This is a genomic window from Lacinutrix salivirga (assembly GCF_053604675.1).
Genome location: NZ_JBSHNP010000050.1, coordinates 55,508 through 73,604 on the forward strand (window position 1 = coordinate 55,508; position 18,097 = coordinate 73,604).

The 18,097-nt window shown below is 31.7% G+C and carries 18 protein-coding genes and 1 tRNA gene; 10 read left to right on the forward strand and 9 right to left on the reverse strand.

All coding sequences use genetic code 11. The features are described from left to right. Nucleotides 1-63: 63 nt before the first annotated feature. The 3 genes from pth to ACVC5O_RS01720 all read right to left on the reverse strand — a co-directional run bounded on the left by pth (nt 64) and on the right by ACVC5O_RS01720 (nt 2,389). Complete coding sequence (pth, locus tag ACVC5O_RS01710; protein WP_452219735.1) at nt 64-681, reverse strand: aminoacyl-tRNA hydrolase; 618 nt, start codon at nt 679-681, stop codon at nt 64-66. An 80-nt stretch (nt 682-761) separates the two neighbouring features. After that, the gene (locus tag ACVC5O_RS01715; protein ID WP_452219736.1) at nt 762-1,400 is read right to left on the reverse strand and encodes a 50S ribosomal protein L25/general stress protein Ctc; all 639 of its coding nucleotides are present in this window, start codon (nt 1,398-1,400) and stop codon (nt 762-764) included. Nucleotides 1,401-1,447: 47 nt separating this feature from the next. Next, entirely contained in the window at nt 1,448-2,389 is a 942-nt protein-coding gene (locus ACVC5O_RS01720; RefSeq protein WP_452219737.1) for a ribose-phosphate pyrophosphokinase, read from the reverse strand. Nucleotides 2,390-2,534: 145 nt separating this feature from the next. Between ACVC5O_RS01720 and ACVC5O_RS01725 the strand changes: the two genes are divergently transcribed. Beyond that, nucleotides 2,535-2,616, forward strand: a tRNA-Leu gene (locus ACVC5O_RS01725). 71 nt (nt 2,617-2,687) lie between these two features. On the opposite strand, the gene ACVC5O_RS01730 is transcribed toward ACVC5O_RS01725, so the two are convergent. After that, nucleotides 2,688-2,912, reverse strand: a complete 225-nt coding sequence (locus ACVC5O_RS01730; protein WP_452219738.1) for an SUMF1/EgtB/PvdO family nonheme iron enzyme — start codon at nt 2,910-2,912, stop codon at nt 2,688-2,690. A 191-nt stretch (nt 2,913-3,103) separates the two neighbouring features. Here ACVC5O_RS01730 and ACVC5O_RS01735 point away from each other — a divergent pair, with 191 nt between their 5' ends. The 3 genes from ACVC5O_RS01735 (at nt 3,104) to ACVC5O_RS01745 (ending at nt 5,853) form a co-directional block, all read left to right on the forward strand. Beyond that, the gene (locus ACVC5O_RS01735) at nt 3,104-3,691 is read left to right on the forward strand and encodes a HupE/UreJ family protein (protein ID WP_452219739.1); all 588 of its coding nucleotides are present in this window, start codon (nt 3,104-3,106) and stop codon (nt 3,689-3,691) included. Nucleotides 3,692-3,816: 125 nt separating this feature from the next. Then, nucleotides 3,817-4,248: a deoxycytidylate deaminase gene (locus ACVC5O_RS01740; protein ID WP_452219740.1), complete on the forward strand. Its 432-nt coding sequence runs from the start codon at nt 3,817-3,819 to the stop codon at nt 4,246-4,248. After that, complete coding sequence (locus tag ACVC5O_RS01745; RefSeq protein WP_452219741.1) at nt 4,249-5,853, forward strand: S41 family peptidase; 1,605 nt, start codon at nt 4,249-4,251, stop codon at nt 5,851-5,853. It abuts the gene before it with no gap. Here the strand turns inward: ACVC5O_RS01745 and ACVC5O_RS01750 are convergent. Genes ACVC5O_RS01750 through ACVC5O_RS01760 form a run of 3 tightly spaced genes read right to left on the reverse strand, consistent with a single transcriptional unit; the run spans nt 5,850 to nt 7,246 of the window. Further along, a complete protein-coding gene (locus ACVC5O_RS01750; protein ID WP_452219742.1) occupies nt 5,850-6,479 on the reverse strand; it encodes an FAD-dependent oxidoreductase in 630 nt (209 codons plus the stop codon). The two genes, ACVC5O_RS01745 and ACVC5O_RS01750, sit on opposite strands and share 4 nt — an antisense overlap. Next, the gene (locus ACVC5O_RS01755) at nt 6,457-6,654 is read right to left on the reverse strand and encodes a hypothetical protein (protein WP_452219743.1); all 198 of its coding nucleotides are present in this window, start codon (nt 6,652-6,654) and stop codon (nt 6,457-6,459) included. The genes ACVC5O_RS01750 and ACVC5O_RS01755 overlap by 23 nt, the downstream gene beginning before the upstream one ends. Before the next feature lie 10 nt (nt 6,655-6,664). After that, on the reverse strand, nt 6,665-7,246 hold the full coding sequence (locus ACVC5O_RS01760) for a MarC family protein (RefSeq protein WP_452219753.1): 582 nt from the start codon (nt 7,244-7,246) through the stop codon (nt 6,665-6,667). Between the two features lie 143 nt (nt 7,247-7,389). On the opposite strand from ACVC5O_RS01760, the gene ACVC5O_RS01765 reads away from it, so the two are divergent. The 3 genes from ACVC5O_RS01765 (at nt 7,390) to ACVC5O_RS01775 (ending at nt 10,573) form a co-directional block, all read left to right on the forward strand. Next, nucleotides 7,390-7,959: a DUF3109 family protein gene (locus ACVC5O_RS01765; RefSeq protein WP_452219744.1), complete on the forward strand. Its 570-nt coding sequence runs from the start codon at nt 7,390-7,392 to the stop codon at nt 7,957-7,959. 90 nt (nt 7,960-8,049) lie between these two features. Beyond that, nucleotides 8,050-8,667 carry a hypothetical protein gene (locus ACVC5O_RS01770; protein ID WP_452219745.1) on the forward strand — a complete coding sequence of 206 codons (618 nt, stop codon included), beginning with the start codon at nt 8,050-8,052 and terminating at the stop codon, nt 8,665-8,667. A 4-nt stretch (nt 8,668-8,671) separates the two neighbouring features. After that, the gene (locus tag ACVC5O_RS01775; protein ID WP_452219746.1) at nt 8,672-10,573 is read left to right on the forward strand and encodes a serine hydrolase; all 1,902 of its coding nucleotides are present in this window, start codon (nt 8,672-8,674) and stop codon (nt 10,571-10,573) included. A gap of 8 nt (nt 10,574-10,581) precedes the next feature. Here the strand turns inward: ACVC5O_RS01775 and ACVC5O_RS01780 are convergent, their stop codons facing one another. Further along, nucleotides 10,582-12,555 (reverse strand): tetratricopeptide repeat-containing sensor histidine kinase, encoded by a 1,974-nt coding sequence (locus ACVC5O_RS01780; RefSeq protein WP_452219747.1) that lies wholly within the window; start codon nt 12,553-12,555, stop codon nt 10,582-10,584. 7 nt (nt 12,556-12,562) lie between these two features. Beyond that, entirely contained in the window at nt 12,563-13,297 is a 735-nt protein-coding gene (locus ACVC5O_RS01785; RefSeq protein WP_452219748.1) for a LytR/AlgR family response regulator transcription factor, read from the reverse strand. A gap of 619 nt (nt 13,298-13,916) precedes the next feature. Between ACVC5O_RS01785 and ACVC5O_RS01790 the strand changes: the two genes are divergently transcribed. The 3 genes from ACVC5O_RS01790 to ACVC5O_RS01800 form a co-directional block, all read left to right on the forward strand. Next, nucleotides 13,917-14,900: a ribonucleotide-diphosphate reductase subunit beta gene (locus ACVC5O_RS01790; protein ID WP_452219749.1), complete on the forward strand. Its 984-nt coding sequence runs from the start codon at nt 13,917-13,919 to the stop codon at nt 14,898-14,900. Nucleotides 14,901-15,109: 209 nt separating this feature from the next. Beyond that, complete coding sequence (locus ACVC5O_RS01795) at nt 15,110-17,593, forward strand: ribonucleoside-diphosphate reductase subunit alpha (RefSeq protein ID WP_452219750.1); 2,484 nt, start codon at nt 15,110-15,112, stop codon at nt 17,591-17,593. Nucleotides 17,594-17,917: 324 nt separating this feature from the next. Then, the coding region (locus ACVC5O_RS01800; protein ID WP_452219751.1) for a hypothetical protein at nt 17,918-18,097 on the forward strand (180 nt) is incomplete at its 3' end.

The window sequence follows — 18,097 nt, forward strand, 5'->3', positions numbered from 1 at the left end:
CTACAGGTTTTGTATGGTTTAAAATTTATATATAAATTGGTGCTTGTAAATAATATTCAAACTTTATTTTCCATTAAAGTCATTCATGGTATTCGATATACCTGCAGTTCCAAAAGACTTTATAATTTTCAAGGATTGGTCTAATCGTTCTGGGAGTTTACTGTTTTCTTCTTCAGTCCATTCACCAAGGACATAATCCACTTGTCTCCCTTTGCTAAAAGCATCGCTAATACCAAATCTAAATCTATTGTATTTTGTGGTGTTAAGTTTGTTCTGCGTATCTTTTAAACCATTATGTCCACCATTACTACCTTTAGTTTTTATACGGATACTTCCAAAAGGTAAGTTTAAGTCATCGGTAATTATTAACAGGTTTTCTAGAGGAATTTTTTCTTTGTTTAGCCAATATACTATTGCCTTTCCACTTAAATTCATATAGGTATTTGGTTTAAGAAAAATAAATGTTCTTCCTTTTAGCTTATAGGTTGCAATGTCTCCGAGTTTTTGAGTTTGGAAAGTAAGTGCTTCTTTTTTAGCAAAATGATCAAGAATTTTAAACCCAATATTATGTCTTGTATTGGCATATTTTTCACCTATATTACCTAGACCAACTATTAAAAATTTTTTCATAGGATCTTGTTGTTCTTTCTTTTTAAAAAGGGTTTTAAAAAAACGACACATAGAAGTTTTGTTTTTTGTAAAAATAAAAAAGCATTTTGAATAAATCAAAATGCTTTCTTTGTTGTTAATTAGAGTAATATCTATTCTTTAACAGCTGCAACATCTTCTGTTTCAGTTGCTGGAACAGCTTCAGCTCCTTCAGCTTCTTCTTCATCTTCTTCATCTGCAATAGCAGTTCTAGATGTTTTAATCTGACATACTACAGTCGTGTCTGCATGTAAGAAACTGTATTTTTCACTTTCTAATTCTCTTACATAAACTTTATCACCAATTTTTAAAGGCGTAATATCTATTTCTATAAAATCTGGTAAGTTTACAGGAAGCGCTTTAACACGTAATTTTCTATTATTTCTTCTTAATACACCACCATTTTTAACACCTTTAGAATTACCTGATAGTTTTACAGGAATATCTAGTGCAATTTCTTTATCCTCAAATAATTGATAGAAATCTACATGTAAAATTCTATCTGTTACTGGGTGAAATTGTATATCTTGTAAAACAGCGTCAAATTTAGTACCATTATCTAGCTCAATCACAACTGTGTGTGCATTTGGCGTATATACTAATTTTGAGAAAGCTAATTCTGGTGCAGAGAAATGCACTGAGTTGTCTCCTCCGTATAATACGCAAGGAACCTGACCAGCATTACGTAAGGCTTTTGTTGCTTTTTTGCCCACGCTTTCTCTTTGAGATCCGTTAATTGTAATTGATTTCATAATTGTTATTTATATTAATTTAATTGTTTACTGATTGTTTAAGTTTATTACATTAAAAATTTTGAACTTATAGATTTGTTATAATGTACATTTTGCATTACTTCTGCAAATAAATTAGCACAAGTAATTACTCTTATTTTTTTACTTTCTTGGCTTAGGGGAATTGAATCTGTAACTATTAACTCTTCTAATTTCGATTTTTCTATTTTCTCGTAAGCGTTTCCAGATAAAATAGGATGTGTGCAAATAGCTCTAACACTTAATGCACCACGCTCCATCATTAAATCTGCAGCTTTGGTTAATGTTCCTGCAGTATCCACCATATCATCTACTAAAACAACATTTTTACCAGTAACATCTCCAATTAATTCCATATGCGATATCACATTGGCTTTTGCGCGTTGCTTGTAACAAATTACAACATCACTTTCTAAGGCTTTAGAATAGGCGTAAGCTCGTTTAGATCCTCCCATATCTGGAGAAGCAATGGTTAAATTATCTAAATTTAAGCTTTTTAAATATGGTAAAAACACTGTAGAGGCAAATAAATGATCTACTGGTTTTTCAAAAAAACCTTGTATTTGATCAGCATGTAAATCCATTGTAATAATCCTAGTTGCTCCTGCTGCTTCTAGCATTTTTGCAACTAATTTAGCTGCAATTGGGACTCTAGGTTTGTCTTTTCGATCTTGTCTAGCCCAACCAAAATAAGGCATTACTGCTGTTATGTGTCTTGCAGATGCTCGTTTAGCAGCATCAATCATTAACAACATCTCCATTAAATTTTCTGGTCCAGGATTAGTGGAGCCAATAATAAATATACGTGTGCCACGAATAGACTCTTCGTACGATGGTTGAAATTCACCATCACTATAAGTTGATGTAATAACATTGCCTAAATGAGTACCGTAAGCGTTAGCAATATTTTGTGCTAAAACCTCACTTTGTTTACATGAAAAAATTTTAGCTTCGGTGTTGGTACTGTACATGGTTAACTTGTTATTTTTTAACGTATTAAATCGTATTTTTTTAAACGAGGTGCAAATTTATGATTTTTTTTCATTTATGATGCATTTTAGATGCTGTTTTTAAGGGATTTAATTAAAATAAATTTATTTTTGTGCTTCTTAAAAAGCTCAAGTGGCGGAATTGGTAGACGCGCTGGATTCAAAATCCAGTTCTTTCGGGAGTGTGGGTTCGATTCCCACCTTGAGTACATGTTTAAACCACAAATTATTAAATTTTAATTATTTGTGGTTTTTTGTTTTATTTCTAATTTCTAGTTTACTAATTAGAAAGCATATCTACAGTGGCAACTGTTCTAAATCCTAAGTGGTTCGATCCTGAGTCTTTACTTGTGGACATAAGTGCAGATATCCTGTAGCTAGCACAATACGAATTGTGACATAAATATAAGCCACCTTTAATTACCATTTCTATTCGATAAGGGTTTTGTGGATTAAAGTACGTCTTTGAACCTGTTGGATTTATTATAGGTTTTATACTAACCATAGTATTTATAACCTATAAATTTATACCAGAAACTAAAGGAAAATCCTTAGAGGAAATTGAAAAATTCTGGGCGTAAATTATAGTTTTCAGTTATTAATAAAATTTAGCATACTAAATTAATAAGCATAAAAAACCTTAACAATAATGTTAAGGTTTTTTATTTATATTTGACTTCCCAAACAACAAATACTATGCTCGAAAATTTTTGGTTTAACGTTAAATATGGTATTAATCACGTTTTAGACATTAATGCTTACGATCATGTTTTATTTTTAATGGTATTAACCATACCTTACCTTTTTAAGGATTGGAAACGTGTTTTGCTTTTAGTCACTACATTTACCGTTGGTCACACATTGTCGCTTGTATTAGCAGCTTATGGTGTGGTTAAAATATCTGGCAGTTTAATAGAGTTTCTTATTCCTGTTACTATATTATTCGTTGCTATTTTCAATATTTTTACAGCAGGAAAAAGCGCTCAAAAACAAAAAATAGGATTATTATTTTTTAGTACTTTGTTTTTTGGACTTATCCATGGTTTGGGTTTTGCCAGACAGTTTAGTATGATGGTAGGTAAATCCAATAATAAATTAGTTCTACTTTTGGAGTTCGCTTTAGGTATTGAGTTAGCTCAAATAATAATTGTATTTATAGTTTTATTTTTAGGTTATGTTACTCAAATTGTGTTTAGATTTTCTAAAAGAGATTGGGTCATGGTCATATCTGCAATTGTGGTAGGATTAACAGTACCAATGCTTTTAAATAGCGACTTTTTATAGAAAAACATTAAAGTTTTCCCAAAATTTTCTAAACTTACTTAGTTATTAAAATAGTAACCAATTATCTTCGTTATATTGTAATGTAATATATTACTAATGTTTTGTTGCAAATTAACAATCATTAAATGTCCGAAAAAAAACAATTAAGATACGATAAAGCTTATTTAAGAATAGCCAAAGAATGGGGAGAATTGTCTCATTGTAAACGCAAAAAAGTAGGTGCACTTATCGTTAAAGATAGAATGATTATTTCCGATGGTTATAATGGTACACCAACAGGATTTGAGAATTATTGCGAAGACGAAGATGGCTATACCAAATGGTATGTATTACATGCCGAAGCGAATGCCATTCTAAAAGTAGCAGCTTCAACTCAATCTTGTAAAGGTGCAACATTGTATATTACTCTATCACCTTGCCAACAATGTAGTAAATTAATACACCAAGCAGGAATTGTAAGAGTTGTTTACCACGAAGGTTATAAAGACGATTCTGGATTACAATTTTTAAAAAAAGCAGGTATAGAATTAGAATTAATTGAAGACCTTAAAGCATAAATGAAAAATATTAGAAAATTTTTACCTCTTATAATTGGAGCAGCTATAGCAGCTGGGATATTTATTGGAGGGAACTTAAATTTTTCTGATAAATCCGATCGTTTATTTACTGCAAATAGCAAAAAAGAAAAGCTAAATCGTTTAATCGATTATATAGATTACGAATACGTAGATGATGTAAATACCGATAGCATCGTTGATGTTACAGTAAACGGAATCCTTAAAAATTTAGATCCACATTCTACATACATTCCAAAGGACAAGCTCCAATCTGTTACCGAAAGTATGAAAGGTGATTTTGTTGGTATTGGTATTAGTTTCTATACCTATAACGATACTATTACTGTAATTAGACCAATCGCTCATGGACCAAGCGCAAGAGCAGGAATAAAAGGAGGAGACCGAATTATTACAGCAAATGGCGATTCGCTTTTTGGAAAAGATTATGAGGACGATACCAATATTTTAGACAAACTTAAAGGACCTAAAGACACAGATATTATTTTAGAAGTGTATCGTAAAGGAGAACCAGAACTCTTAGAATTTACGGTTACTCGAGATGTTATTCCTATAAAAAGTGTTGATGTTTCCTATATGTTAACCGAAAATTTAGGCTACATAAAAATTAACCGTTTTGCAGAATCTACCTATAAAGAATTTATAAAAGAATTAAAAGCACTCAAAAAACAAGGTGCAACTTCAATTGCACTAGATTTAAGAGATAATCCAGGTGGTTTTTTAGGTATTGCAGAGCAAATTGTAGATGAATTTTTAGAAGATGATAAACTCATTTTATTTACAAAAAATAAAAGCGGAGAAACCGAAAAAAGCTATGCTACAAAACGAGGTATTTTCGAAAAAGGCGAAGTATATGTACTTATAGACGAAAATTCTGCCTCAGCTAGTGAAATTATTGCAGGTGCTTTACAAGACAACGATAAAGGAACCATTGTAGGAAGACGCTCTTACGGAAAAGGGTTAGTACAACGCGAAATGCAATTAGGAGATGGTAGTGCTGTACGATTAACTGTGTCTCGTTATTACACGCCAACAGGACGCTCTATACAACGCTCCTACGATAAGGGAAATGAAGATTATTACCACGATTATTACAAACGTTTTTATAGTGGTGAGTTAGAAGATGCCGAAAAAATTGAAATTGCAGACTCTCTTAAATTTACAACTCCAAAAGGAAAAATTGTGTATGGAGGAGGAGGTATTGTTCCAGATGTATTTGTGCCACTAGATTCTGGAATGCAAAACGAAACTATTACCTATTTGCAACGCAGAGGCTATATTAATAATTTTGTTTTTGAGCAGTTAGAGCTAGACCGAAGTATTTACAAAGATTATAATAGAGACGATTTTATAGCCAATTTTGAGGTTAGTGATGATGTTGTTATCGCATTTCAAGATTTTATTAATCTACGTACAAGTCCTAGAACAGTCACTTTTGTGGCATATAGCGAAGAGGTTAAACATTACATCAAAGCAACACTAGCAGAGCAGTTGTTTGGCGAAGGCGCTTACCAAGAGGTGCTAAACCAAAAAGATGTTATGATTGATGAGGTTATTGAGTTGGAATTGTTTAAAAATAACAATTAAACTTTATCGTGAATTTTAGTTTGTTTTCCGTTATTCCACAAAGTTAAAATATCTGTAGCAACATGTGCTCCACTTCCTGAAGCTATGGCAAATTGACTACGCCAACCTGCTAAAGTGCCTGCAACATACAATCCGTTTTCTATTAAATGGTCTTCGTTTTCTAACCAAATTCGGTCTTTTTCTATTGCAGCTCTTGGGTGTGGTTTAATATAAGTTTCTAATCCTTTAATAGTCATTAAGTTAGTATAGCCAACAGCAACAACAACAATTTTAGAAGTATAAGTATTTTTGTTTGTAGTAACCTCAAAACCTACATTAGTTTGAGTAATAGTTTTTACTTTTTCATTGTCAATTTGAGAAACTTCAGGATACAAATGTTCTAATTGCACTTTCCCATCCTCTAGTAGGTCTTTTCCTAAGGTGCCAGGTTGTAATCCAAGCACATTATTAAACAAGGCATTTTGTAAATGAGACGTTTTTTGATGTGTAATTATAGCCACTTTTTTTCCTTCGGCAAAAGGTTTTTTTAATCCAGAACCCATTACCAAAGCACAGGAAAGACCAGCTGCTCCACCACCAATAATTAGGCAGTCTAAAGTATTTTTATTTTTTAGAGTGTTTTTCAATTTTTTTAGAAATTCTTAAAATTTGAAGCATTAAAATCGCACATAATGCTGCAAAAATAGTAATTATTGCCACTAAACTTTCACCTTCAAATAAAGTGGAAGTATTTAATTTAGTAATATTAAAAATTATTAAACCTATGGCAATAACTGATAATACGTATGTGAGTAGTTTCATAATAAAAAATTTATGCTAAAAGCAATTTAAAGTTGTGAGCAAATAATTTTACTGCAATTGCTAATAAAATTACACCAAAGACTTTTCGGATTATGTTAATTCCGTTCTGTCCAATTAAACGCTCAATTCTTTTAGAGGTTTTAAGTACAATATATATAACAATTACGTTTAAAAAAACAGCAACTATTATATTTTCTAAATCAAATTCTGCTCTTAAAGATAGTAAAGTTGTTAAACTTCCTGGTCCTGCAATTAATGGAAATGCTAATGGAAACACAGAAGCGGTTAGAGGGTTTGTATCGTCTTCTTTATAAAGTGTTATACCCAAAATCATTTCTAGAGCAATAAAAAACAATATAAAAGCACCTGCAACAGCAAATGAGTTAACATCTACGCCAATAAATCCAAGAATACGTTGACCTAAAAATAAAAAAACAACCATAATAATTCCTGCAATTATTGATGCTTTTTCACTTTGTATGTGACCTGCTTTTTTACGTAAGTCTATAATTATTGGGATGTTACCTACAATATCAATTACTGCAAAAAGCACCATGAAGGCTGTAAGTATTTGTTTGAAATTAAAATCCAATGTCATTTCGCTAAATTTTTTGCAAAAGTACGGCATATTAGCAATATATCGCATTAAATTAATGTAAAGTTTATGTGTAATTAAAGTCAGTGATTTTTATAATTATCATTTACCTTTGCACTAATCATTAGGTGCAGTAAAAAATGTTTCAATTAGGTAAAACAATAGTTTCAGAGTCTATTATAGAAAACGATTTTGTTTGTAATTTGTCGGCATGCAAAGGTGCATGTTGTATAGATGGAGATGCTGGAGCGCCTTTAGATGAAGCCGAAGCACAAATACTAAAAGACATTTATCCAAAAATAAAACCCTTTTTGCGTAGCGAAGGCATAAAAGCTATTGAAGCTCAAGGCACTTATATTACTACTCCAGATGGCGAATTAGAAACACCTTTAATTAATGGAGCCGATTGTGCGTATGTTATTTTTGACGATAAAAAAACAGCACTTTGTGGTATAGAAGAAGCCTACAACCAAGGCGAAATACAATGGAAAAAACCAGTGTCTTGCCACTTATATCCTATTAGAGTTAAAGATTATACAGAATTCTCTGCTGTGAATTACGACCAGTGGGAAATTTGCGACGATGCCTGTAGCTTAGGTAAAGAACTCCAAGTGCCTGTTTACAAATTTGTAAAAGAAGCTTTAATTAGAAAATTTGGTGAAGATTGGTATGCCGAATTAGAAAAAACAGCTCAAAAACTAAAAAAATAATTTCTATTTACTAGAAATCGTATTGCCATGTTAACCTTGTTTAAATAAATAACATAAAGAGTATATGTATTTATTTAAAACAAGAAAACAATGAAAAAATCAATTCTCCTCACACTTCTATTAGTTACTTTATTTGCTTGTAAAAAAGAAAATTCTACATTTTCTAAAATAGAAGAAACCGTAAATAATGCCAAAAATGCTTCAAAAGTTATAAGCAATGTCCAAGATGCTCAAAAAGAAGTACAGAAATTAGTAGATAAAGAACCCATTACAAAAGAAGTTTTAAAGGCTTGGATGCCAGACCAACTTAAAGATTTAAAACGTACGTCCTATACTTTAGGGAACAATGGTATGGTTAATTTTAGTACTATAAACTTACAATATAAAAGTGCCGAAAACATACAAAAACAATTTAAAGTCGAAATCATTGATGGTGCAGGAGGTGGAGCTGCTGCTGTTTACATGTATAAAATGATAGAGAATATGAGCCTGGATAAAGAAACCGAAAACAGCTACGAAAAAATATATAAAAGAGGTGATATTACTATAAAAGAGCGCTACACCACATATCCAAAATCTGGAACGCGACTAAAAATGGAATTTTTATACAATAACAGGTTTGCAGTAAATATTAACGCTAATAATATTGATGCAGACGAAATGTGGACGTATGTTGAAGCGATGAAGTTTAACAATCTAAAACAATAAAACTATGAGTACTTTAAACTATAGTAAAACACAGAGGTTTTTAGTTTTAACACTAATAGTTTGTGTTGTGATGTCTTTTTCAACAAAAGAGAAAGCAATAGAAAGTTCTGCTCAAAACCCTTTTATTACAGCAGTAGATAACGCTGTACGAGAACAAATGATTAAACAAGATTTAGTAGGTGTTGCTGTTGGTATTGTTCAAAATGGAGAAATAACACATCTAAAAGGGTATGGATATTCTAATAGAGAAAAAAATAGTCCAATTACTACCAAAACACCAATGCGTTGGGCTTCCATTTCAAAAGTATTAACAGCAGTTGCTGCATTTCAACTTATAGAAAATGGAGATATGGAACGCAACACAAAGGTTAGCGATTACGTAAACTATTGGCCAAGTAATTCTAAAATAACAATAGACCACTTATTAAGCCACAGGAGTGGAATACAACAATATGGTAGTGGAACTGGTAATACAAAATATAGATATACTAAAGTTAGTTACAGAGATAAATTCAAAACAATTTGGAATCCACAACAGTCTGTAAAAGTTTTTAAATCCGCACCATTAGATTTTACTCCAGGAACAAAATTTTTATACTCCTCTTTTGCCTATAATTTATTAGGAGCTGCAATCCACGAAAATACACCAAATGGGTACCAAAATTGGGTAAATAATACTATAAAAAATCCATTAGGATTATCAAGCTTAAGAGTGTCTAATAACGATTGGTTTGGATACAATAAAAACTGCAAAGGCGATGTTGCAAGAATTGCAGACGATAGTAAAATGTGGGTTTTACCTGCTGGTGGCTGGATCTCTAATATAGAAGATGCTACTAGATTTATGCAAGGCTTAATTAACGAAGAACTTTTAGAAAACACAGATGCATTATACACAGGGCTTTCTGGTAATGGAGGCTATGATTTCGGGATGCGAAGTACGACTATATGTGGTGTAAGGTGGAGAGGTCATGGAGGTTCGCATAAAAATCTAAAAAACACAATGTTTTATAATCCTATAACTAGAGATGGTATTATAATAATGAGCAATACTGGTCACACTTCAAGAACTCGGTTTTTCGAAAGTATAGTAGAAGCTATTGGATTAAGTTGCACGCCATATCCAGAAGCTGTAAATGCTAAATGCGCTAAAAGCGACTGTAATGATTTAAAAACTGCAGCAGTATGGAGAAAAAATGTTAACGATGCTATAATAAGACATGGTTATACAAAAGAGGCCTTTTATAAAGAGTGGCAAAAGCTAACAAGTATTGGCTACCATTGTGAAGATATTGAAACTTACAGAGACGATAACAAACGAAAATGGTCTGGAATATTTAAAAAAGGAGCAACAAAAAGCGCAATGTGGAGGTCTTACAGTACAAAAGAGTTTAATACAAAATGGAAGGAAATGTCTAATAAAGGATTCCGTTTAATAGATATAGAAACCTATTTGGTAAATGGTAAACGAAAATGGGATGGTTTGTTTGTTAATGGCTCTGGGAGATATGCACTATTTAGAAATTATAATGCTACAGATTTTGCAAAGAAAATTAAAAAACTATCTAAATCTGGCTATAAACTTATAGATTTTGAAGTGCATACAGTAAATAATATAACAAAATGGTCTGGAGTTTGGGTTAAAGGACAAACAGGGAAATTTGCAATCGCATTGTCCAATAATGCTTTTGGAGATTTACATAAAAAGATGAAACGTGACGGTTATAACCTCACAGACATTGAAGTCTATAAAGTAAATGGTAAAAAATATTGGGCTGGCATTTGGGATAAAGATAATAATAGCCAGAAAATTAATAGAAATTATAGCTATTGCGACCTATTAAAAATGAATGCAACTTGGGATAAAGATGAGCACGAAATGATAGATTTAGAAATATACCATTAGTAAAACTATTAAGCTGATCTTAAATTTTTAGACGACACAATTGGGATGTTTAATACCACTTTAGTACCTATTGGCACCTCATCACTATCGTATAAATCTTCAATAATAATAGAAAACATAGCATCAGAACCCTTATAAAAGTTAGTTAAACGTTCTTTGGTTAAATCTATCCCAACCGATTTGCGTTTAAGTAACTTTTTGTCTTTTATAGCAGCACTGGCTTTGCGACCAATCCCATTATCTGTTATGGTAATTGTAATATAGTTTTCTTTAGAGTCTTCTACATTAAGTACAATGTTTTTATTCCCTTTTTTAGAGGATAAACCATGCCACAATGCGTTTTCTAAAAAAGGTTGAAGTATTAAAGAAGGCACTTTAATAGTGTCTAATTGAATGGAGTCTGAAATTTGCGTGGTATAATTTATCTCGTTAGAAAAACGAATATTTTCAATATTCATATATAAATTCATAGTTTCAATTTCTTCGGCTAAAGAAATATCTTTTTCTGTTGAAGCTACAAGAATTTTACGAATTAGCTTCGAAAATTTATTCAAATAATACACAGCATTTTCCTTTTCATTATTAATAATATAAAGCTTAATAGAATTTAAAGAGTTAAAAATAAAATGCGGATTCATTTGACTGCGCAACATATCCTGCTCCAAGGTTAAAATTTTCTTCTCGTTTTTAAGTTGGCGTTGTCGGCTATAAGCAAACACAATACCTACAAAAAGTAAAAAACCGAGTAAGGCAAAAAGCCATGTTTTTTTATTTTCTTTAAGTTTTAGCTTTACAATTTCATTTTCACTAGCTAAAGCCTGGATTTGACTATTCTTTTTTTCGGCTTCATATTGAAACCTTAGCGTATTAACATATTGTGCAGTTTTTTCGTTTGTAATGGTTTCACTTAAGTTTACAGCTTCTTTAAACTGGTTTAAAGCCAAATTTATGTTGCCTAGTTTTTGGTTAATATCTGATAATTCAAACTTAGCAGAGGCAATACCAGATTTAAAATTATAGCTTTCGGCAACAGCCAACCCTTTTTCTAAATTTAATTTTGCGCTGTCTAGTTTGCCTAAAGCATTTAATGCAGATCCTAAAGTAAGGTAGGCAGAAGAGATATAAAATTGATCCTGAATTTTCTCTGCTAACTCAATGGTAGGTTGTATTATATCTAAAGCTTCTTTAGGCTTATTTTGCTTAAGGTAAATGGCACCAATACTATTTTTACAAATTACTCTACCAACGTCTGAGTTTATAGACTCGTTGTATTCTAACGAGATTTTGTAATTTTCTAAAGCCTTGTCAAGTTTATCTTCAGCCTCATAAATAATCCCAATATTATGGTAATTAATAGCTAATCCTAGTTTGTTATTTGCTTTCTGCTCTATGGTTAGCGATTTTTTAAATTCATCTAAAGCCAAATCATATTGTTTAATACTTAAATAAATATTACCCATACTATTGTGGCAAACAGCAATACTTTTTTGTAAACTTTTAGTGAGTTTAGGTTGAGATTCTGCAAGAGTTAACGCTTCATGATGGTAATTTAATGCAGCTCTAATATTATCTTGCCTGCGATTTATAACACCAAGCATATTTAAACTTACCACTTCAAACTCCACAAGATTGTTGACTTTAGAAATTTCTAATGCTTTATTTAAAAGTGCAGCCGATTGTTTAAAAAGGGATTTATTTCTATATTGATTTCCTAGTACAATATTGGCATAGGCTTCACCTTCAGGATAGTTTGCTTGTATGCTTTTCGCTTCAAAAACACGCATTTTGAGCGTGTCGTACTTTTTTTTATAGATAGCATAATCTATATCTGTATAATTTTTATGTCCAACTTCAATTAGACTGTCTGCAAAAACCACAAAATCGTCTTGAGTTTTTTGAGCATTTGCAGTATAACAAAGCAGTATAGCAACGAATATTACTATTAATTTGTAGTTTGCTATTTTAGCGAGAAGTGTAATCATAAAAAAATTATAGTTTTTCTAAAAAATCGGATTTACGTTGTCTGGCAACAGGTATTTTATGGTTAGATTCCATAATAACATAACCATCGCTTTTTAAAAATTCTTTAATTTTTCTTAAATTAATTACATAAGAATTATGAATTCTAAAAAAACTTGTATCTGGTAATAACTGGCAGATTTCTTTTAGTTTTTTAGTCACCACAATTTTTTGTTGGTTTTCTAAAAATAAGGTGCTGTAGTTCCCATCAGATTCAGCAAAAATAATATCGTCTATATTTAAAAATAACAGTTTACCTTCGGTATTAATAGTTATTTTTTTACTGTTATTGTTAGAGGTAAAGTTTACTAAAATATCTTCAATTTTATCTGCACTAAGCACTCGTTTTTGATGCTTTTTTAATTTGGTAATTGCTAGTTCTAAATCGTCGGAATCTACAGGTTTTAATAAGTAATCTATAGCTTCATTTTTTAATGCTTTTATTGCATACTCATCGTAAGCAGTTGTTATAATTACACCTATAGTATCGGTATTTAATTTTTCTAAAAACTGAAACCCATCCATAGTTGGCATTTGTATATCTAAAAACAAACAGTCTGGTTTATTTTTATGCAAATACTCCAAGGCAAGCTCTGGACTAGAAAAGGTGTTTACAATTTCTATGGCATCACTAAAATTAGAAAGTTCCCAACTTAAACCTTGTATGGCTTTAGGCTCGTCATCTACAATTACTGCTGTAAGCATAATTAAAAATTTAGACTTAAAGATAAAATTATTATTTATTAATTAATAGTAAATATGTATGTGTGGTTCGTTTTTGTGTGTGATTAGATAGGTTTGCCGTTTTTTTTAAAGTAATATTTAGCATAACCAATTATACATAAATTACTACCAAGCATACATTTTTTTAAAATTACTAAAGGTTTTTTTTTAAATTTAAAAATATAAACCATTGTGATCTAGGGAGTCACTTATATTAGGTTTAGCTATTAATCAATTTTTAAAACAGGGAAGCTTGTTTTAGTAATTTCATTTTCATTAGATGAAGTTTAGTTATTTTAAATTAAAGTGAGCGTATTAATACGCTCACTTTTTTTGTTTTTTTACTTTGTGTAGGAAAATAGTTTAGGTTGTAATGCAGGATTATCCGACAACAAAAAAATAGAAAAATTTTCTAAAAAATTGAACATGCAACAACCTCAATAAAATCCGCTTGTAGGTTTACATTTCAACAATCAATGTTAAAAACTTTGGAAAGATTTACACCAAAGCACCTTTAAAAATCCTAGATTTATTTCAATCTTTGTTAGTCCCAAGAGTAAGGAAATTTTCGTTTAAATATTACAATAAAAACCACAACAATATGTCTCAGGCAATCGAACCAATTTTACAAGAAAACAAAGATAGATTTGTAATTTTCCCAATCCAACATCACGATTTATGGGAATGGTATAAAAAGTCTGAAGCAAGTATGTGGACAGCAGAAGAAATTGATTTACACCAAGATCTTACGGACTGGACTCAAAAATTAAATGACGATGAACGTTACTTTATTAAGCACGTCTTAGCCTTTTTTGCAGCAAGTGATGGTATTGTAAACGAAAACCTAGCAGAAAACTTTGTGAACGAAGTACAATATACCGAAGCTAAATTTTTCTATGGTTTCCAAATTATGATGGAAAATATACATAGTGAAACCTATTCGCTTTTAATAGATACTTACGTTAAAGACGAAAAAGAAAAAGCACAATTATTTAATGCTATCGAAACCTTTCCTGCAATTAAAAAGAAAGCAGACTGGGCTCTAAAATGGATAGAATCTCCAAGCTTTGCAGAGCGACTTATAGCCTTTGCAGCAGTAGAAGGTATTTTCTTTTCAGGATCATTTTGCTCTATTTTCTGGTTAAAAAAACGTGGCTTAATGCCAGGTTTAACATTCTCTAACGAGTTGATTTCTCGTGATGAAGGAATGCACTGTGATTTTGCAGTACACTTACACGAGCATCATTTAGTAAATAAAGTGCCAAAAGAACGTATAAGAGAAATTATTGTAGATGCCTTAAATATTGAAAGAGAATTTATTACAGAGTCTCTTCCTGCAAGTTTAATTGGTATGAACTCTAAATTAATGTCGCAATATCTTGAATTTGTAACCGATGGTTTACTACAAGATTTAGGTTGTGAAAAAGAATACGGAACAGCAAATCCATTTGATTTTATGGATATGATTTCGCTTCAAGGAAAAACAAACTTCTTCGAAAAACGCGTTTCAGAATACCAAAAAGCTGGTGTTTTAAACAAAGAAGAAGAAACAAATAAATATGATTTTGGTTCAGACGATTTCTAGAATCAAATAACAAAACAAAAACAATAGTATTTTAATTGATTTTATGTTTTTCAGTAACACTTTGGTGTTTCAGATAAAAACGTATTACCCAATTTTAATAATTAAAAATAAATAACTCGCTATTAATCAGTTAATTACTGATAATAGATAATTAATTAATCCTTTTCTGTAAGTGGTGACTTCAGAAAATTAAAAACACTGTGTAAAGTATGTTTGTATTAAAAAGAGATGGTAGGAAAGAGCCAATAATGTTCGACAAAATTACAGCTAGAGTGCGTAAATTATGTTATGGACTAAATGAACTTGTAGATCCAATTAAAGTCGCAATGCGAGTAATTGATGGATTGTACGATGGAGTAACTACAAGCGAATTGGATAATTTGGCAGCAGAGCAAGCAGCAACAATGACGACTGCACATCCAGATTATGCACGTTTAGCAGCTCGTATTTCAGTCTCTAACTTACACAAAAACACAAAAAAGACCTTTAGCGAAGTGATGACGGATTTATATACGTATGTAAATCCACGTACAGGTAAAAAAGCACCTCTTTTAAGTGATGAGGTGTACAATGTAATTATGGATAATAAAGAGCAATTAGACTCTGCAATTATCTATAATCGCGATTTTGGTTACGATTACTTTGGCTTTAAAACCTTAGAACGCTCGTACCTTTTAAAATTAAACGGACAAATTGCTGAGCGTCCGCAACACATGTTAATGCGAGTATCTATTGGTATTCACAGTAACGATTTAGAAGCCGCTTTAGAGACTTACGAGTTAATGTCTAAAAAGTACTTTACACACGCAACACCTACACTTTTTAACTCTGGCACACCAAAACCACAAATGTCGTCTTGTTTTTTATTAACCATGAAAGACGATAGTATAGATGGTATTTACGATACATTAAAACAAACTGCAAAAATCTCTCAATCTGCAGGAGGAATAGGATTATCTATCCATAATATTCGTGCTACAGGAAGTTATATTGCTGGCACAAACGGAACAAGTAATGGTATTGTACCAATGCTAAAAGTATTTAATGATACTGCACGTTATGTAGATCAAGGAGGCGGAAAACGTAAAGGAAGTTTTGCAATGTACATAGAGCCTTGGCATGCAGATATTTTTCATTTCTTAGATTTAAAGAAAAATCATGGAGCAGAAGAGTTACGTGCTCGCGATTTATTTTATGCCATGTGGATGCCAGATTTATTTATGGAGCGTGTGCAAGCAGATGGCGATTGGACATTAATGTGTCCTAACGAATGTCCTGGATTATGCGATGTACATTCTGAAGAGTTTAATGCATTATATACTAAATACGAAACTGAAGGTAAAGGACGTAAGACCATAAAAGCACGTGAACTTTGGGAGAAGATAACAGAATCTCAAATCGAAACAGGAACACCTTACATGTTGTATAAAGATGCCGCAAACCGTAAATCTAACCAGAAAAATTTAGGAACCATTCGTTCTTCAAATTTATGTACAGAGATTATGGAATACACTTCAGAAGATGAAGTAGCTGTATGTAATCTTGCCTCTATTGCCTTACCAATGTTTGTTAAAAATGGAGAATTTGACCATAAAGAATTGTTCCGCATAACAAAACGTGTAACAAAGAATTTAAATAAAGTAATAGATAGAAATTACTATCCTGTAAAAGAAGCCGAAAACTCTAATTTCCGTCACAGACCAGTTGGTTTAGGCGTACAAGGTTTGGCAGATACGTTTATAAAATTACGTTTACCTTTTACAAGTGATGAAGCCAAACAATTAAACCAAGATATTTTTGAAACTTTATATTATGCAGCAGTAACTGCAAGTATGGAAGAAGCAAAAGTAGATGGACCATACCAAACCTACGAAGGATCTCCAATTAGTAGAGGAGAGTTCCAACACAATTTATGGAACATTCAAGAAGATACCTTAAGTGGACGATGGGATTGGGAAAAACTACGTAAGCAAGTGCTTAAAAATGGCGTACGTAACTCGTTATTAGTTGCACCAATGCCAACAGCATCGACATCTCAAATATTAGGAAACAATGAGTGTTTTGAGCCTTATACGTCTAACATTTATACACGTCGTGTATTATCTGGAGAGTTTATTGTGGTGAACAAACATTTATTAGAAGACTTAGTAGATTTAGGACTTTGGAACGAAGATTTAAAAAACGAAATCATGCGTGCTAATGGGTCTATACAAGGCGTAGAAAATATACCTCAAGAGATAAAAGACCTTTACAAAACAGTTTGGGAACTGTCTATGAAAGATATTATAGACATGTCTCGCCAACGTGGTTACTTTATCGATCAGTCACAATCACTTAACCTATTTATGGAAGGTGCAACCATGGCTAAATTAACATCTATGCATTTCTACGCTTGGAAAAGTGGCTTAAAAACAGGTATGTACTATTTACGTACTAAAAGTGCAGTAGATGCTAAAAAAGTAACTATTTCTAGAGTAGCAAAAGCAAAACCAGTTGCAGAAGTTGTAGCAGATACTGTAGATAACGATGGAGTAGCACAAAAGCAACAACAAGCAGCTAAAACTGCCGAGAAATTTGCAAAGCAAAAATCGGAAAGTGTAGAAGTAGAACCAATGTCTGAAGAAGAAATGAAAGCCTTAATCGCACAAGCAAAAGAAGCAGAAGGCGACGATTGTTTAATGTGTGGTTCTTAAAATTTTAAAGAGCATTAACGAAGACATTCAATGTTTAGTCTTCTAAATTAAACGGAATGGTTTTTAGTTAAATAGGAATCTCAATACGTGTTAATAATAAAAAAAGCATCCTGAAAAGGATGCTTTTTAATTTTCAAATAAGCTGTTATTTTATAGTTAAAAATACAGACTAGTTCTTTTTTTATTAAGTTTGAAATTATAGATAATGAAGATTAAAAAAACCAAAAAATTAAATTGAAGCTATCATCACCAAAAAAATACTCAGATAATAATAAGTGTCATTGCGAGATTAGTACTTTGTTTTTAAAAAACAAAGTAGTACTCGTGGCAATCTGCTTACTATATAGTATAAATAATTACTCTCAAATCCAAGCCGAAGCCGACTGCGTGGATGCCATTCGTTTATGCGATGCAAATATTAGTACATATTTTGTTGTGGATGGTTCTGGAGCAATAGATGATGCTAATGGGTCTTTTACTTTGGCCTGTCAAAACCAGACTAGT